Raw genomic sequence first — 17,467 nt, forward strand, 5'->3', positions numbered from 1 at the left:
GTTTGACTGGGGCGGTCGCCTCCTAAAGAGTAACGGAGGCGCGCGATGGTGGGCTCAGAACGGTCGGAAATCGTTCGCTGAGTGCAATGGCATAAGCCTGCCTGACTGTGAGACTGACAAGTCGAGCAGAGACGAAAGTCGGTCATAGTGATCCGGTGGTCCCGCGTGGAAGGGCCATCGCTCAACGAATAAAAGGTACGCCGGGGATAACAGGCTGATGACCCCCAAGAGTCCATATCGACGGGGTTGTTTGGCACCTCGATGTCGACTCATCGCATCCTGGGGCTGGAGCAGGTCCCAAGGGTATGGCTGTTCGCCATTTAAAGCGGTACGTGAGTTGGGTTCAGAACGTCGTGAGACAGTTCGGTCCCTATCTGCCGTGGGTGTAGGAATATTGAAAGGATCTGTCCCTAGTACGAGAGGACCGGGATGGACGGATCTCTGGTGGACCTGTTGTGGCGCCAGCCGCATAGCAGGGTAGCTATATCCGGACGGGATAACCGCTGAAGGCATCTAAGCGGGAAACCCACCTTAAAACGAGTATTCCCTGAGAACCGTGGAAGACGACCACGTTGATAGGCCGGGTGTGGAAGAGCGGCAACGCTTGAAGCTTACCGGTACTAATAGTTCGATCGGCTTGATCGTTCTCATTCCTTATGTCCATCGCTCCATAACGGAGGATGTGCAGGCACGACAAAGACCAGCGAAACAGCTCCGACAGAGCCCCAGGCTTCTCGCCTGATGCAATGTCGCGGCCAATCGCTCAAAAAGCTTCTCGAACAACGTGCGTTTTGCCGACCTGGTGGTTATGGCGGAGCGGCTGCACCCGATCCCATTCCGAACTCGGCCGTGAAACGCTCCAGCGCTGATGGTACTTCGTCTCAAGACGCGGGAGAGTAGGTCGCTGCCAGGTCTGCCAAACGCACGTTGAACTCACATCCAGAAATTGGATGGAGTGAAATCTTCTCATTACGATAGGCCCGCCAACGGGATTTCGGGCCGCGCAAGCGGCCCTTTCATTTGGCGATGGCTTGAATCCGGTAAGTTTCGGCTTACCTGTAAGGTTGACGCGGGGTGGAGCAGCCCGGTAGCTCGTCAGGCTCATAACCTGAAGGTCACAGGTTCAAATCCTGTCCCCGCAACCAAATACAAAACGGCCCGCCTCGTGCGGGCCGTTTTGCTATTCAGCTGTGGCGGCCGGTTGCTTTTGATCTCATCAGGGGTCTGCAAGGAGCCCGCGCGGCGGGATAAAAAAGTCAAATCCCCGCAACCAAACAACAAGCCCGTCAGACGTCAGCCGGCGAGCTTTTCCCTTTGGAAGCTGAAGGACCGCCATTGCAAGCATCAAAACCCCGGTAGTCAATGGCGCCGGGGTTTTTTGCGTTTCGGTATGGCGGCCGGAACCAGGCCAATTGCACGGCGGACGAACGTTTGGTCTTTTCCCGCATTGCCCGCCCTAACTTCAGAGAACTACCGGCCTCGATCCGAACCGCTGTCCAGCCATTCAAGCTGGTCCGGCGAGAGCGCAATGTCGAGCGCCTGGAGGCTGTCTTCCAGTTCGCCCAGTGTGCGCGGGCCGATCAACGGCGTGGACGGAAATGGCTGGGCCAGAACATAGGCGAGCGCGACATGGATCGGCGCTTTGCCCAAGCTGTTCGCCAGCTCGATCGCCCGGTCGCGGCGGCCGAAATTCTTCTCCGAGTACCAGACCCGGACAAGCTCCTCATTGTCACGCTTGTCGCGCCCGGCGCGGTCGGTGAAGAAACCGCGCCCCTGGCTCGACCAGGCGAAATTCGGCATCTGGCGGGCGGTCAACCAGGCCTTCCATTCATCGCTGGACGAGGTGACGCAACCTGCCCAGATTGGCTCCAGCATCTCGGCCAGCGAGAAATTGTTGGAAAGCGCTCCAGGTTTCTGCTTGCCAGTGCGTTCGGCATAGGCAATCGCCTCGTCCATGCGCGCCATCGTCCAGTTCGAGCCGCCGAAAGGGCCGCGAATGCGGCCGGCCTTGGCCTCGGCGTCCATGGCGTCGACGAACTCGCCGACCGGCACGTCCGGGTTGTCGCGGTGCATGAAGTAGATATCGACATAGTCGCTCTGCAGCCGGTCGAGCGACTGGGCGAGCTGCTTGCCGATCACATCGGGATAGCAGAGCGGCGAGTGTGCGCCCTTGCCGATGACGACCGATTGCTCGCGCACGCCGCGGTTCTTCAACCATTCGCCAAGCAGCGCTTCGGTGTAGCCCGCGCCATAGACATAGCCGGTGTCGAACAGATTGCCGCCCGCCTCGAAAAAAGCATCGAGCAGGATCGTGCCCGACGAGAAGCTGCGGAAATCCTCGAAGCCGAGCGCGAGAAGCGAAACCGGTCGCCGCAAACCCGGAATCTGACGTTTCGAGATGGCAGTGCCATCGGTGCGCAACGGCCGGCCGGAAATCGTGTTGACGCGTGTGGCCGGCTTCTCGATCTCGTATTCGAGCCTGACCGCGGCGCGCCATTTGTCGAGCACGCTCAGAGTGCCGAGGCTATCGGCCCAGCCCATGCCCGGCCAGGCGAATTCCTGTCTGCCGGCAAGGATTGCCAGGCCGGCGCCGTCGACCTCGAACGAGTAGAGATGGCGGGTTTCGTTCACACTGATGGTCTCACGCGTCCCGTCGGACAGGATCAGGTCGATCCGGCCGAGGCCGACGTCACGGTTGCCGCCGGCAAACCAGAAATCCGGTACCTCGATGCGGCCCTTGGTGCCAAGGATGCGCAGCACATTGTCCTGCGTCAGCGAGATGCTGCAGGACACTTCGGCGACGATGCCGCCCGGAAAATGCAGCAGCGCCGAGGCCCATTCATCGACGCCGGATTGGCCGAGATGTGCGGCGCCGGTGACCTTGTCGGGCTCGGCAAAGGGGGCTCCTGTCGCTGCTCCGGCAATCAGCCTCGCCATCGACACGGGATAACCGCCGACATCCAGAATGCCGCCGCCGGCGAGATCATTGGCATAGAGCCGATGCTCCGGCATGAAGCCCGGCATGGCGAAGCCGAAGCTCGACTTCACCATCCTGACGTCACCGATCGCACCGGATTTGATCAGCTCGACCAGCTTCAGCGTCTGCGGATGCAGCCGGTACATGAAGGCTTCGCCGAGGAACGTGCCGGCCTTGCGTGCCGCATGGATCATCGCGTCGGCCTCGAAGGCGGTCAGCCCCATTGGCTTTTCACAAAGCACGTGCTTGCCAGCCTCGGCCGCCTTGATCGCCCATTCAGCGTGGCCAGGATGCGGTATCGAAATATAGACGGCGTCAATTTCGGGGTCTTTGAGCAGCGCGTCGTAGCCATCGAGGATACGGGCGCCAGGGAAGGCCTCAGTGAGGCCCGGCTTGCTGGGATTGCGGGCACCGAGCGCAGCAATCGTGCCAGTGCGCGACTGCGCCACGCCGCCGGCAAAGGACTTGGCGATGCTGCCCGGTCCGAGAATGCCCCAACGAATTTTTCTTGTTTCGGAACTCATTTCAAATCTCCTTGGGGCCGCCTCGACGCGTCCGGTCAGGCAAACAAAATTAGGCGCTTAGCGGATGCGTGCGCCTGATGTGTCGAAGAGCAGCGCCCGCTCGGCCTTGATCGACACCACCAGATGGTCGCCGCTCGCCCGATGCCGCGATGCCTCGCGCTCGATGATCAGTTCTTCGTCTCCGGCATCGGCATAGACATAGCTCACCGATCCAAGGTGCTCGGCGACGTCGGCCTTGACGGCTATGTCGCAGTCGCCTTGACCGGCATCGAAAAAGTGCTCTGGCCGGACGCCGAGCACGACATCGCTGCCCACGGCGGGCGGCGTTTGAGAAAGCGGCTTCTTGAGCCGGACGCCGGCATGCTTGACGAGTTCTACGGTCGCCGCGCCGTTCTCGATACCCACCACCTTCGCGGCCAAGAAATTCATCTTCGGCGAGCCGACGAAGCCGGCGACGAAACGGTTGGCCGGGTCGTCATAGAGATCGAGCGGCGCGCCGATCTGCTCGATATTGCCGGCCTTGAGTACGACGATCCTGTCGGCCAGCGTCATCGCTTCGGTCTGGTCGTGCGTCACATAGATCATGGTGACGCCGAGTTCCTTGTGAAGACGCGATATCTCGACCCGCATCTGCACCCTGAGTTCGGCGTCGAGATTGCTCAGCGGTTCATCGAACAGGAACACTTGCGGCTCGCGCACGATGGCGCGGCCGATGGCGACGCGCTGGCGCTGGCCGCCCGACAATTGCCGCGGGCGCCGCTGCATCAACTCGTCGATCCGCAGAATCTCGGAGGCTCGTTTGACGCGCCGCTCGGTATCGGCCTTCGGGTTGCCGGTCATTCTCAGGCCGAAGCTCAGGTTCTGCTCGACCGTCATGTGCGGATAGAGCGCGTAGGACTGAAACACCATGGCGATGCCGCGATCGGCCGGCTCGACATCGTTCACCAGCTTGCCGCCAATGGCGATCTCGCCATCGCTGATGTCCTCCAGCCCGGCGATCATTCTGAGCAGTGTGGATTTCCCACAGCCGGAGGGCCCGACGAAGACAACAAACTCGCCGTCCTTGACGTCGATGTTGGCGCCATGGACGACCTCATAGACGCCGAAGCGCTTGACGACATTCGTAAGTGTTACCGCCGCCATGTCAGAGCGAGACGAGGTTAGATTGGAGCATTCTGTTTCCCGCTCGGAAACCCGAAGGGCCGGGCTGTTTTGGACCAAATCCAGCGGCCTTTGTCTTGGCCGAACTGCTAGCACGGCCTGCGACAAAGTCCTCGACCTTGGCCCAAACCATCACCGGCAGAATGCTCCGATCCAACCTCATCTCGCTCTATCCTATTTGATGGCGCCAGCGGCGATGCCGGCGATGAAATGACGCTGCAAGAGCACGAACACGACAAGCATCGGCACCGTAAGCATCACGGCACCTGCCATGATGCCGCCCCACGACACTTTGGTCAGGCCGATCAGCGTCCCAAGCGCCACGGGAGCCGTCATCGAACCGGGCTGGCTGTTGATCAGCAGCGGCCAGAGATAATTGTTCCAGGAGGCAAGGAACAGGATGATGGCGAGCGCCGCCAGCATCGGCCGTGCCAAAGGCAGAGCAACGAAGAGGAAGATGCGCCATTCCTTGACCCCCTCGACCCGCGCCGCATCGAACAGGTCGCCCGGCATCATCGAAAAGCTCTGCCGCATAAAGAGGACGCCGAGCGAATTGAAGAGCGGCGGCACGATCAGCGCCACCCAGGTGTTGGCCATCTTGAAGTCGCGCGCCACCATGATGAATTGCGGGATCAGCACCACCGCATAAGGAAGCGTGATGGTGCCGAGGATGATGGCGACCACCACGCCCTTGCCGACGAACTGGTAGCGCGCCAGCGCCCAACCGGCCATCGAGGTGAGCAGCACCGACAGCACCGTATAGGTCACCGCCACCGAGACCGAGATGCCGATGGCGCCGACGAAATTGGTATCGCGCTGCAGATTGTTGAAATTCTCGACGAAATTGTCGTGCGGCAAAAGCTCTATGCCGGGGCTGAAGATGCCGTTGTCGGGCATGGTCGAGAAAACCACCATCATCCACAGCGGAAACAACCAGATCAGCGCCAGCGGCGTCAGGAACAGATGCAGCGCGATGCTGCGTCCCAGTCTGGCTTGGGAGCGCGAGCTCATTTCGGGTCCCTCGTCAGCCACAGTTGCACCAGCGTAATAGCGATCGCCAGGCCGGCCATCGTGTAGGCGACGGCTGAGGCGTAGCCGAAGTTGAGCGACCTGAAGCCCTGCCGGTAGAGCAGGAGCCCGAGTGTTTCGGTGCCGCCGCCTGGGCCGCCGCGCTCGGTGATCAGGAAGGGCTCGGTGAACAGCTGCATGGTGCCGATGATCGACAGAACGGCGCAGAAGACGATGACCGGCTTGAGCAGCGGCAGGGTGATATAGAAGAACTGCTTCACCTTGCTGACCCGGTCCAGCGTCGCCGCCTCGTAGACGTCTTCCGGGATGGATTGCAGGCCGGCGAGCAGGATGATGGCGTTGTAGCCGGCCCAGCGCCAGGTCACTGCGATCATGATCAGCGCCATAGCTGGCGTGACGTTGGAAAACCAGTCGATGCTGGGCAGTCCGACGCTGTTCAGCAGTTTGTTGATGATGCCGAAATTCAGATTGAACATCAGCCGGAACACCGCCGAATAGGCGACTTCGCCGACCACGACCGGGGCGAAGAAGGCAAAGCGGTAAAGGCCACGCGCCTTGAGCAGCGGCGAGTTCAAGAGTACCGCCATCACGATCGCCAGCGTGAGCATCACCGGCACCTGGATGACGAGGATCAGCAGTGTGTTCTTCAGCGCATTGAAGAAGGCCGGGTCGCCGATCAGCCGGCCCCAGTTGAAGCCTGGCGCGAACCGCCACGGCACGGTGCGCGTCGCCTGGAAGGAAATCAGGAACGAACTGATGATCGGCCACACCCAGAAGACCGCAAAGATCAAGAGATAGGGCGTGAGGAAGCGATACGCCGTGGCATTTTGATTGCGCATGTTACCTCCTTCCCGCTTTCAGGGTGGCACGCCCCTGCTGAAACGCTGCAAACCCCGAATGGTCCGGGCAGCACGGATGCCGCCCGGATCCATTATGCTCTGGATCACTCCTTGATCGGCAGGCCGGTCGCCGAGGCGATCTGGCTTGCGGCATCGTCGAGTGCCGCCTTGGCGTCGGGATAGCCGCCGCCGAGATACTTGGTCTGCACCGCACGCATGATGATCTCGGCGTCGCTCTGGAACGGCGTGCCGCGGCTGGGGACGACCTTGGGCAAGGTGGCGAGGATGTCCTTCCACACCGCCTGACCACCCCAATAGGGCAGACCCTCGGAGACATACGGGTCGTCGAGCGCCGAGATCAGCGACGGCACCAGGCCGAAATCCTTCAGCATGGTTATCTGGCCTTCATTGGTCTCCAGCGTGTATTTCAGATAGGCGTAGGCGGCTTCCTTGTTCTTGCTCGCCGAGGTGATGGCGAGCGAGGACCCGCCGAGATTGGCGGCGCGCGGGCCGTCGGCGGTCAGGCTCGGCATCAGGTAGACGCCCCATTTGCCGTTCTCGCCGGCCGACTCGGTGCGAATCGTGCCTTCATACCAGCCGCCATAAACCTGGGTGGCGACGGTGCCAGCCGTGTTGTTGGTGACCTTGGTGCTCCAGTCGGCCGAGGAAATGATGCCGGCGTCCTTCATTTCCTTGATCTTGGTCAGGGTATCGACGCATTTGGGCTGATTGACCGTGATCGACTGCCCGTCGGCCGCGAAATAGGCGCAGCCCTGTTCGTTGGCGATCATGCGGAAGAATTCGGTGTCTCCGTTGAAATCGGCATTGGTCATCGTCACGCCCGGATTGGCTTCCTGGATCTTCTTGCCGGCGGCGATGAAATCGTCCCAGGTCTTGATCGAGGCGGGGTCGACGCCGGCCTTCTCATAGAAGTCGCGGCGGTAGAAGGCGGCCACCGGACCCGAATCCCAGGGCATGGCATAGGCCTTGTCGCCGACTTCGAGCTCGGTGCGCTTGAAGTCGGGGAACTTTGCCTGGTCCTCTGCGGTGTAGCCCAGTGTGTGGAGGTCGACGAAGCAGTCCGGGAACTGGCTCCAGTAGTTCTCGGCCTCGCCGTTCTCGACCGAAACGATGTCAGGCAATCCCACACCGCCGGCGGCGCAGCCGGCGATCGACTTGTCGTAGGTCGGCTGGTTGCCGAGATCCTGAACCGTGACCTTGATGTCGGGGAATTGCTTGTTGAAGCCGGCGACGGTTGCCTTCAACGATGAAGCGGCGATGTTCCAGCTCCAGATCGTGATTTCGCCAGATTGGGCAAAGGCCGGGCCGGAGCCCAGGGCAAGCGCGAGCGCGGCGCAGGTCAGTGTGATGCGCATTGAAATCCTCCCATTTCATTTGCTCTCTCTTGGTGAGCGTGGCTAGACTAGGCCGTGCGGAAGGCTTGTCCCCGACAAAGGGAATAAGAAATTGGCGGAAAGTAAGATGCCGGAACGGCCGTTTTATCAGCCTGGCGCCAGCAGCGTGGAGGGCTTGCCGCTCCTCTTGCAGATGTTTCACACGCAGCCCCTGGTGATGCTCAAGCCGCATTGGCATGCCCAGGTCGAGGTGAATTTCATTGTGTGCGGTACCGTGCACTACCGCATGAACGATCACGAGATATCGCTTTCGGCGGGCGAGATGTGCCTGTTCTGGGGTGGCCTGCCGCACCAGATGGACGATTTGTCCGACGATGCCGTCTACGCCGGGGCGCACCTGCCGCTGGTGCATTTCTTCCGGCTCCACCTGCCCACCGATGTCCGGCATCGGCTGATGACCGGCGCGATACTGGTGACCAGTGCCACCGATCCATCCGACAACCACAATTTCGAGCGCTGGAACCGCTATGCCAGGTCAGGCGATCCGGTTAAAGCCGAGCATGCCGTCAACGAGCTTTTGCTGCGGCTGGAGCGGGTGCGGTTCGAGCCTTACCGGCTGGTATCCGAAACCTCGGTCGGGCAGGATGTGGGCAGCCCCTTCGATCAGCAATCCTCGCGCAATGTTGGGCGCATGTGCGACTTCATCGCCGAGAATTTCCTCTACGAGATCGACTGCGTGGACATTGCGGCAGCGGCCGACATCCATCCCAAATACGCCATGAACATCTTCAAGAAATCGACCGGCATGACGCTCAACGAATATGTGAACCTGTTGCGGCTCAGCTACGCTCAGGCAATGCTGATGCATGAGGACGCCAACGTGCTCAGGGTCGCCATGGACTCGGGTTTCGGCTCGCTCAGCGCCTTCAACAAGTCGTTCCGCAAACTTGCCGGCATGTCGCCTTCCGATTTCCGCAAGGGTGCAGGCGTCAGGTAAGCCTGTCTGGGGTAGCGAAGGGGGAGCCTCGCTGCCAAATCGTCGCTAACTCAAGCATTGCCATCCGCTCAACTCAGGTGCACCCACAGACGGGTGGCGCCGTGATCGGCGATTACCTCGTAGACCGGCTGTCCGATGCCGAGGCGAGAGTCCGTCGACCCAGCAAGCACAGATGGCGATATCGTTCGCAGGTCCGGGGATGCGCCAACGCGATTCAGCGGCGTTCCATGCCGATCCAGATTGCCAAACCTTGGTAGAGTGATTATACCAGTTGATAACATAACGATCGGCGGGCCGTCGTTGGACATCAGGAGTAGTGGACACATGACAACGATCGCGCTGTTCGGTGCCGGCGGGAAAATGGGTTACCGCCTGTCGACCAATTTTCGCGGTTCGCCCTATACGATACGCCATGTCGAGGTCAGCGAGGCCGGCCGCGAGCGGCTGAAGTCAGGGCTGGGTTTCGATGCCATCAGCGCCGACGATGCGCTCAAAGGCGCCGATGTGGTGATCCTAGCGGTTCCCGACACGCATATCGGCAAGGTCGCGGCCAGCATCGAGAGCAAGCTTGCATCAGGCACGATGGTGGTGGTGCTCGACGCCGCCGCACCGTTCGCCGGCCATTTGCCGAAGCGGGCGGACCTGACCTATTTCGTCACCCATCCCTGCCATCCGCCGATCTTCAACGACGAGACCGACATGGCAGCCAAGAAGGACTATTTCGGCGGCGTCAAGGCCAAGCAGCATATGGTCAGCGCGCTGATGCAGGGGCCGGAAGAGGACTTCGCCAAGGGCGAGGCGATCGCCAAGATCATCTGGGCCCCGGTCATGCGCTCGCACCGCGTCACTGTCGATCAGATGGCGTTGCTGGAGCCCGGCCTTTCGGAAACCGTGTGCGCCTCGCTGCTCGTCGTCATGAAGGAAGCCGTCGATGAAGTGGTTGCGCGCGGCGTCGACCAGCAGGCCGCACTCGACTTCCTGCTCGGCCACATGAACGTGCTCGGCGCCGTCATCTTCGGCGAAACCAAGGGGGTGTTCTCCGACGCCTGCAACAAGGCGATCGAGTTCGGCAAGCCGGTGCTGATGCGCGACGACTGGAAGCGGGTGTTCGAGCCGGAAGAGATCGCCGCAAGCATTCAGCGCATCACCTGAAAAGAGGCGGAACAAAGGGGAGATGGCATACTCATCAGGTACATATCATCTGAATTTGTGATTGACTCATCATACCAGTTGGCTTAGCTGTTGCTGTGCTCGGGCCAACACGCCTTCGCAGGGGATTCGTGGCCTGGACGAGCGAGGACGGCCGGGGACCGGGTGCACGACGGTCCGTTAGGCCGGCAAACAAACGGTTTTGCAACTGAGACGATCCGCAGTCTGAAATGCGGACAGTGGCCTGAATTGATCAAGGCTTTTTCAACGGGAGGACTTCATGAAACTCACTCGCAGAATGACACTCGCGGCTTTCGCCGGCATGCTGGCACTTGGCACGGCAGCGCCCGCCTATGCGGCGGACCTCATCGCCATCATCACGCCCTCACACGACAATCCGTTCTTCAAGGCGGAAGCCGTCGGCGCGGAAGCCAAGGCCAAGGAACTCGGCTATGAAGCGCTGGTGCTCGTCCATGACGATGACGCCAACAAGCAGTCCGAACTAATCGACACGGCGATCGGTCGTGGCGCCAAGGCGATCATCCTCGACAATGCCGGCGCCGATGCCACCGTCGCTGCCGTGCAGAAGGCCAAGGACGCGGGCGTTCCATCCTTCCTGATCGACCGCGAGATCAACGCCACCGGCGTTGCCGTCGCGCAGATCGTTTCCAACAACTACCAGGGCGCCCAACTCGGCGCGCAGGAATTTGTCAAGCTGATGGGCGAGAAGGGCAATTTCGTCGAGCTCGTCGGCAAGGAATCCGACACCAATGCCGGTATCCGCTCCAAGGGTTATCACGACGTCATCGACGATTATCCGGACCTCAAGATGGTTGCCCAGCAATCGGCCAACTGGAGCCAGACCGAGGCCTATTCCAAGATGGAATCGATTCTCCAGGCTAACCCCGACATTAAGGGCGTCATCTCCGGCAACGACACGATGGCGATGGGCGCCTATGCGGCGCTGGTCGCAGCGAACCGCAAGGACGTCATCGTCGTCGGCTTCGACGGATCGAACGACGTGCGCGATTCAATCACCGCGGGCGGCATCAAGGCGACGGTCCTGCAGCCGGCTTATGCGCAGGCGCAGATGGCGGTTGAACAGGCCAACGACTTCATCAAGAACAAGAAGTCGCCCGCCAAGGAAAAGCAGTTGATGGACTGCGTTCTGGTCAACGGTGAAAACGCTCCGAAGCTGGAAACCTTCGCGCTGACGAACTGAGCCAGCGTGACATGAATAGCGAGGGGCGAATTTCGGTTCGTCCCTCGCCGCCATTTTCTGTGGGTACCGACCACCATGCTGCACAACAGGCCGCCATGCTGAACAAGCCGACCTGGTCGATCCTTGCCGTGACAGTGGGCATCAGCCTGACCGCCTGCAAGATTCTTCCGACACAATCGGCGGACAGCGGCGACGCTGCCGCTTTCAATCCGGACAAGATGGTCGAGGAGATATGGGCGGCGAAGGTCGTGCCCTATCTCCAGCAGAAAGCCGGGCCGTTTCCCGAGGTGCACGCCTTGGCGAAAACCGATCCCGCCGCTGCCGGTTCCAAATACGGCAACCCAAATAAGCAGGCGAACTCGCCATGGACCTTCGCCGTTCGCCTGGAGGGCAAGATCGTCGCCTCAAACACCCAGTCGCGCGCGGCGACGATGGATGTCGATGTCGACGGCGACGGCAAGGCGGATGCGCGGGTGCAGACCGGACCAGCGATGCGGGGAACCGCGCTGCGCGATAGCCTCGATTTCGTCCAGTTCAACGACTTCACCAACCAGATCGATTTTGCCCAGTTCGGCAAGGCGTTCAACGCCTATGCCGGCAAGACCGTGCTTTCCAAACTGCCGCGCGACGCCTTGGAAGGCCGGACGGCCAAGATACTCGGCGCCTACACGCTCGAAAGCGGCCAGGACCTGCCGCTGGTGACGCCGGCGGAGGCAGAAATCGGGCCGAAGCCATGAGTCACCACGATGTCATTCTGAAGCTGGAGGACGTCTCCAAGGTCTATTCGGGCACTGTTGCGGTCAAGCGCGCGAACTTCGAGGTGCGCAAGGGCGCGGTCAATGTGCTGGTCGGCGAAAACGGCGCCGGCAAATCGACGCTGATGAAGATCATTGCCGGGGTTGAGCAGCCGACCGCCGGCCGTATTCTGCTCGAAGGTGAAGAGGTCTCCTTCGCGTCATCGGGAGACGCGGTGAACCGCGGCATCGGCATGGTGTTCCAGGAGCTGAACCTGTTCGGCAACCTGACCGTCGCCGAGAACATTTTCGCCACCCGCGAGATCACCAACCGGTTCCGCAAGATCGACCGCAAGGAGCAGGAGCGCCGCGCTGCGCAATTTCTCGAACGCTTGCAGGCCGGGATCCGGCCCGACATGCAGGTGGAGGATCTGCGCATCGGCCAGCAGCAGCTGGTCGAGATCGCCAAGGCGGTCTCGCTCGATGCGCGCATCCTGATCATGGACGAACCGACCTCGGCCCTGAGTGCAGCGGAAGTCGAGATCCTGTTCAAAGTGATTGCCGACCTCAAGGCGCGCGGTGTCGCCATCGTCTACATTTCGCACCGGCTCGAGGAGCTGATCCGCATCGGCGACTACATCACCGTGCTACGCGACGGGCACATCACCGGCCAGGAGGAGATGAAAAACGTCGACACGCGGTGGATCGTGCGGCAAATGATTGGCTCCGACGCCAAGGATTTTGCCAAGGCCGACGGCCATGTCCCAGGCGAAGAGATATTCCGCGCCGAGGACATCTGCCTGCCGCGCGCGACCGGCGGTCTTGCGGTCGACCACGTCTCGCTGTCGCTGCGTGCCGGCGAGATCCTCGGCATTTATGGCCTGATGGGCGCCGGACGCAGCGAGCTGTTCGACTGCATCATGGGCCGTCATGGCCAGGCCACTGGAACGATCTTCATCGCCGGTAAGAGGGTCAAGGAGCGCGATACGACACGGCGCATCCGGCGCGGGCTGGCGCTGATCCCCGAAGACCGCCAGCGCGAAGGGCTGGTGTCGATCTTGTCGGTTGCCAGCAATCTGACGCTGGCCAGCCTGTCGCGGTTTGTCCGCCTGTTTCATATCCGCGGCGGCCCTGAAAGGCAGGCGGTGGTGCAGATGGTGCGGGAACTGGCGATCAAGGTTGCCGATCCGGCACAGGAGGTCTCGTCGTTGTCCGGCGGCAACCAGCAAAAGGTGGTGATCGGCAAGGCGCTGCTCACCGGGCCCAAGGTGCTGCTGATGGACGAGCCAAGCCGCGGCATCGATGTCGGCGCCAAGGCCGACGTCTTCCGCACCATGCGCAAACTGTCGCGCGAAGGATTGGGCATTCTCTTCGCGACCTCGGATCTCGATGAGGTGATGGCGCTGTCCGACCGGATCGCGGTGATGAGCAATGGAAAACTGACCGGCATGTTCGATCGCGCCGAGGCGACGGAGGCAGTTCTTGTCGCCGCCTCGGCGCTTGGCCACGGACCAGCCCCGCACACGGAGAACACCGCCCATGACTGACATCCCGGCCAAGGCGGCTGTCACCTCCGTCGCGAGCGGCTCGCTGCTGCTGACGCTGATGAAGGCGCGGACCTTCATCGCGCTGATCGCCGTGCTGATCTTCTTTTCGATCGCAGCGCCGAACTTCCTGTCGACCGCCAATCTCATCCTGATGTCGAAACACGTGGCGCTGAACGCGTTCCTGGCCATGGGCATGACCTTCGTCATCATCACCGGCGGCATCGACCTTTCGGTCGGCTCGATCGTCGGCCTGTGCGGGATGGTGGCCGGCTATCTCGTGCTCAACGGCATCGACCTGCAGATCGGCTACACCTTCTATTTCAACGTCTTCGAGATCGCGCTGATCACGCTTGCCGTCGGCATATTGATCGGCGCCGTCAATGGATTGCTGATCACGAGGCTTAACGTCGCGCCGTTCATCGCAACGCTCGGCGTGCTCTATGTCGCGCGCGGCCTAGCGCTGCTGTCGTCGGATGGCCGCACCTTTCCCAACCTGGTCGGCAAACCGGAGCTCGGCACGACGGGGTTCGGTTTCCTCGGCGCCGGCCGGCTGCTCGGCCTGCCGGTGGCGATCTGGATCCTGATCGTCGTTGCGCTGGCGGCGGCCTATCTCGCCAAATACACCCCGCTCGGCCGCCACATCTTCGCGGTCGGCGGCAATGAGCGGGCGTCGCGCATTTCGGGCGTGCGTGTCAATATGGTGAAGATGTTCGTCTATATGTTCTCCGGTTTTTGCGCGGCGATCGTCGGCCTGATCATCTCCTCCGAATTGATGGCCTCGCATCCGGCAACTGGCGAAAGTTTCGAGCTGAACGCCATCGCGGCGGCGGTGCTCGGCGGCACCTCGATGTCGGGCGGGCGCGGCACGATCGGTGGCACCATTGTGGGCGCCTTCGTCATCGGCATTCTCTCGGACGGGTTGGTGATGATGGGCGTGAGTTCCTTCTGGCAGATGGTGATCAAAGGTCTGGTCATCATCGTCGCCGTCGTCGTCGACCAGGCGCAGCGCCGGCTGCAGAGCCGCGTGACGCTGATGCAGATGGCAAAGGCAGGCTGAGCATGGCGGAGTTGCGGGGAGCGCTGATCGGCTGCGGCTTCTTTGCCGTCAACCAGATGCATGGCTGGCGCGACATTGCCGGCGTCTCGATCGTCGCCATCTGTGACCGCGACCCGGAACGATTGAGGATCGTCGGCGACCAGTTCGGCATTGCAACGCGCTATACTGACGCGGCGGCGCTTTTTGCCGGCGAAAGGCTGGATTTCGTCGATATCGCCACCACAGCACCCAGCCATCGTCCGCTGGTCGAGATGGCAGCACGGCACCGTGTTCCGGCAATCTGCCAAAAGCCGTTCGCGCCGTCGCTTGCCGATGCCAAGGCGATGGTCAGGGCATGCGCCGATGCCGGCGTGCCGCTGATGGTGCATGAGAATTTTCGCTGGCAGTCACCGATCCAGGCGGTACGCGCCGTTCTCGACAGTGGCGAGATCGGCACGCCATTCTTCGGACGCATCTCCTTCCGCTCCGCCTATGACGTGTTTTCCGGCCAGCCCTATCTGGCGACGGGAAAGCGCTTCATCATCGAGGATCTCGGCATCCATAGTCTTGACATAGCCCGCTTCTTGCTGGGCGACGTGTCGACGATCACGACACGAACCGCGCGGATCAACCCTGCTATCGCCGGCGAGGACGTCGCAACCATGCTGATGGACCACAAGAGCGGCGCCACCTCGGTGGTCGACTGCAGCTACGCGACGAAGCTCGCCACCGAGCCGTTTCCCGAAACGCTGATCGAGATCGACGGCAGCGACGGCACCATCCGGCTTGCGCAAGGGTACCGGCTTACCGTCGCCGGCAAGAACGGCACGAAGGTGACTGACACCTCGCCACCCCTGCTGCCCTGGGCATCGCGGCCCTGGCACAACATCCAGGAAAGTGTCGTTGCCATTCAACAGCACTGGGTCGACTGCCTTGCAAAGGGAATCGAGCCAGCAACCTCGGGTGCGGACAATCTCAAGACGTTCGCGCTGGTCGAGGCCGCCTATGCGGGTGCTGGGAGCCGCGCACCGGTGCAGCTCGACGCCTTGCTGAGATGACTGCCGACGCCTTCCTCCTCTACGGCACGCGCGCGGTTGAAGCCGAACCGGTCAGGCTGCGGGCTGGCACGCTCAGCGCCGACTTCGTCAATGGCAACCTGCGCTCCGTCCACTATGGCGGCATCGAAGTGCTGCGCGCCATCGCCTACATCGTCAGGGATCGCGACTGGGGTACCTACGAACCGACGCTGACGGATCTTGTCATCGACCAGGGCGCCGATGCCTTCACTGTCATTTACTCGGCAAGCTGCTTGGGGCCGGGCGGAAGCCGGCTTGGCTTTCAAGCAACGATCAAGGGTTCAGCCGACGGACATCTGATCTTCGACGTCACCGCTGTTCCAGAAAGCGATTTCGAGACCAATCGCTGCGGCTTCTGCATCCTGCATCCGATTGCCGGCCTGGCCGGCAGCCCGGTCACGGTCGAGCATACCGACGGCAGCGTGGTGGCGACGAAGCTTCCCGACCTGATCGACCCCTGGCAGCCCTTCAAAAATCTGCAGTCGATTACCCATCAGGTTCAGTCTGGCGTCACCGCCGAATGCCGGATGGAAGGCGACACCTTCGAGATGGAGGACCAGCGCAACTGGTCCGATGCATCCTACAAGACCTATGTTCGACCGCTAGCGCTGCCATGGCCCTATGTGCTGCCTGCAGGCCAAAGCCTGCGCCAGACGATCAGCCTGCGCATAACCGGCGACGCGAAAATCCCGGTCGCTGCAGCAATCGACGAGCCGGTTCGCGTCGAACTCGGCGAAGCCGGACCGAAGCTGCCCGATATCGGCGTGATCATCTACCCGGACGACGTCGACACTGCGCTCACACACCTTCCGATACTCGCCGCGCTGGGTCCTCAGCAGTTGATCTTCCACTACGATCCGACGCGCGGCCATGGGCTCGACGCCTTGCGCTCGTATGCCCGGCTTGCGATGGCCTATCCGGTTTCCACCACCCTCGAATGCGTTGTTGCCGGCGCGGGTGATCTCAGTGCTGAGCTGTCAGGCGTCGCCGACATGGTACGCCAGGCCGGGCTGACGCTCTCGGCAATCGCCGTCTCGCCTTCGGTCGACCGGCAGTCGACGCCGCCCGGCAATGCTTGGCCCGAGTGTCCGCCGCTCGAAGAGGTCTATGCCGCTGCCCGCCGCGCTTTTCCCGATATGCGCCTCGGCGGCGGCATGTTCAGCTATTTCACCGAACTCAACCGCAAGCGTGTGCCGCCCAACCAGCTTGATTTCGTCACCCACTGCACCTGTCCGATCGTGCATGCCGCCGACGATCTCAGCGTCATGCAATCGCTGGAGGCGCTGCCATTCATCATCGCATCCGTGCGGGCGATCTTTGGAACAAAGCCCTACCGCATCGGTCCGTCGACCATCGCCATGCGGCAGAACCCTTACGGCGGCGCGACCAAGGCCAATCCCGGGGGACAGCGCATTGCCATGGCCGACCGCGATCCCCGCCATGCCGGCCTGTTCTCGGCGGCATGGACGATCGGCTATGCCGCGCGAGTCGCATCGGTTGGGCTGGAGCAACTCACGCTCTCCGCTTTCACCGGGCCGTTTGGCGTGCTGGCGGCATCCGGAGAACCCGTCGCGGAGGGAACACCCCGGCCGATCTTCAGGGCCATCAAGGGGCTTTGCGAAATGGCCGGCCTTGCGCATTTGACGGCAAGGACGAGCGATGAGACCAAGGTGCTGGCGCTGGCCGGGCGCTCCGCCTCGGGCAAGACCGTCCTGTGGCTGGCGAACCTGACAGCGAACGACGTGGAGGTCGATACCTCAGCGCTTGGCCAAAGCCGGCTTGTGATGGCGCCTTACGCGATCACCCGGATCGGCTGAACTT

13 protein-coding genes, 1 tRNA gene and 2 rRNA genes (1 of these 16 only partly in view) are annotated in these 17,467 nt (G+C 61.8%); 11 read left to right on the forward strand and 5 right to left on the reverse strand.

What is annotated here, in order from left to right; all coding sequences use genetic code 11:
* The 3 genes from LHFGNBLO_RS12700 to LHFGNBLO_RS12710 form a co-directional block, all read left to right on the forward strand.
* Positions 1–645: ribosomal RNA gene (locus LHFGNBLO_RS12700) — 23S ribosomal RNA — on the forward strand (it extends 2,162 nt beyond the left edge of the window).
* 153 nt (positions 646–798) lie between these two features.
* A 5S ribosomal RNA gene (rrf, locus tag LHFGNBLO_RS12705) occupies positions 799–913 on the forward strand.
* 155 nt (positions 914–1,068) lie between these two features.
* Positions 1,069–1,145: transfer RNA gene (locus LHFGNBLO_RS12710), tRNA-Met, on the forward strand.
* Positions 1,146–1,470: 325 nt separating this feature from the next.
* Here the strand turns inward: LHFGNBLO_RS12710 and LHFGNBLO_RS12715 are convergent.
* From LHFGNBLO_RS12715 to LHFGNBLO_RS12735, 5 genes are all read right to left on the reverse strand, one after another.
* Entirely contained in the window at positions 1,471–3,501 is a 2,031-nt protein-coding gene (locus LHFGNBLO_RS12715) for an aldo/keto reductase (protein ID WP_258607734.1), read from the reverse strand.
* 57 nt (positions 3,502–3,558) lie between these two features.
* A complete protein-coding gene (locus LHFGNBLO_RS12720; RefSeq protein ID WP_258607736.1) occupies positions 3,559–4,644 on the reverse strand; it encodes an ABC transporter ATP-binding protein in 1,086 nt (361 codons plus the stop codon).
* Positions 4,645–4,836: 192 nt separating this feature from the next.
* Positions 4,837–5,673, reverse strand: coding sequence for a carbohydrate ABC transporter permease (locus LHFGNBLO_RS12725; protein WP_258607739.1), 837 nt, complete (start codon positions 5,671–5,673; stop codon positions 4,837–4,839).
* Positions 5,670–6,530: a carbohydrate ABC transporter permease gene (locus LHFGNBLO_RS12730; protein ID WP_258607741.1), complete on the reverse strand. Its 861-nt coding sequence runs from the start codon at positions 6,528–6,530 to the stop codon at positions 5,670–5,672. Before LHFGNBLO_RS12730 ends, LHFGNBLO_RS12725 begins: the two co-directional genes overlap by 4 nt.
* A 104-nt stretch (positions 6,531–6,634) precedes the next feature.
* On the reverse strand, positions 6,635–7,906 hold the full coding sequence (locus LHFGNBLO_RS12735; RefSeq protein WP_258607743.1) for an ABC transporter substrate-binding protein: 1,272 nt from the start codon (positions 7,904–7,906) through the stop codon (positions 6,635–6,637).
* Positions 7,907–8,012: 106 nt separating this feature from the next.
* Here LHFGNBLO_RS12735 and LHFGNBLO_RS12740 point away from each other — a divergent pair, with 106 nt between their 5' ends.
* The 8 genes from LHFGNBLO_RS12740 to LHFGNBLO_RS12775 all read left to right on the forward strand — a co-directional run bounded on the left by LHFGNBLO_RS12740 (position 8,013) and on the right by LHFGNBLO_RS12775 (position 17,463).
* Complete coding sequence (locus LHFGNBLO_RS12740; RefSeq protein ID WP_258607745.1) at positions 8,013–8,882, forward strand: helix-turn-helix domain-containing protein; 870 nt, start codon at positions 8,013–8,015, stop codon at positions 8,880–8,882.
* A gap of 324 nt (positions 8,883–9,206) precedes the next feature.
* The gene (locus LHFGNBLO_RS12745) at positions 9,207–10,034 is read left to right on the forward strand and encodes a phosphogluconate dehydrogenase C-terminal domain-containing protein (RefSeq protein WP_258607747.1); all 828 of its coding nucleotides are present in this window, start codon (positions 9,207–9,209) and stop codon (positions 10,032–10,034) included.
* Positions 10,035–10,311: 277 nt separating this feature from the next.
* Positions 10,312–11,253: a D-ribose ABC transporter substrate-binding protein gene (locus LHFGNBLO_RS12750; protein ID WP_258607749.1), complete on the forward strand. Its 942-nt coding sequence runs from the start codon at positions 10,312–10,314 to the stop codon at positions 11,251–11,253.
* Between the two features lie 95 nt (positions 11,254–11,348).
* Positions 11,349–11,990: a DUF2291 family protein gene (locus tag LHFGNBLO_RS12755; protein WP_258607758.1), complete on the forward strand. Its 642-nt coding sequence runs from the start codon at positions 11,349–11,351 to the stop codon at positions 11,988–11,990.
* Positions 11,987–13,534 carry a sugar ABC transporter ATP-binding protein gene (locus LHFGNBLO_RS12760; protein ID WP_258607760.1) on the forward strand — a complete coding sequence of 516 codons (1,548 nt, stop codon included), beginning with the start codon at positions 11,987–11,989 and terminating at the stop codon, positions 13,532–13,534. The genes LHFGNBLO_RS12755 and LHFGNBLO_RS12760 overlap by 4 nt, the downstream gene beginning before the upstream one ends.
* Positions 13,527–14,591 (forward strand): ABC transporter permease, encoded by a 1,065-nt coding sequence (locus tag LHFGNBLO_RS12765; protein ID WP_258607763.1) that lies wholly within the window; start codon positions 13,527–13,529, stop codon positions 14,589–14,591. The genes LHFGNBLO_RS12760 and LHFGNBLO_RS12765 overlap by 8 nt, the downstream gene beginning before the upstream one ends.
* Before the next feature lie 2 nt (positions 14,592–14,593).
* Positions 14,594–15,628, forward strand: coding sequence for a Gfo/Idh/MocA family protein (locus LHFGNBLO_RS12770; RefSeq protein WP_258607764.1), 1,035 nt, complete (start codon positions 14,594–14,596; stop codon positions 15,626–15,628).
* A complete protein-coding gene (locus tag LHFGNBLO_RS12775) occupies positions 15,625–17,463 on the forward strand; it encodes a hypothetical protein (protein ID WP_258607766.1) in 1,839 nt (612 codons plus the stop codon). The genes LHFGNBLO_RS12770 and LHFGNBLO_RS12775 overlap by 4 nt, the downstream gene beginning before the upstream one ends.
* Positions 17,464–17,467 lie beyond the last annotated feature (4 nt).

Source organism: Mesorhizobium sp. AR10, assembly GCF_024746795.1.
Taxonomy (GTDB): Bacteria; Pseudomonadota; Alphaproteobacteria; order Rhizobiales; family Rhizobiaceae; genus Mesorhizobium.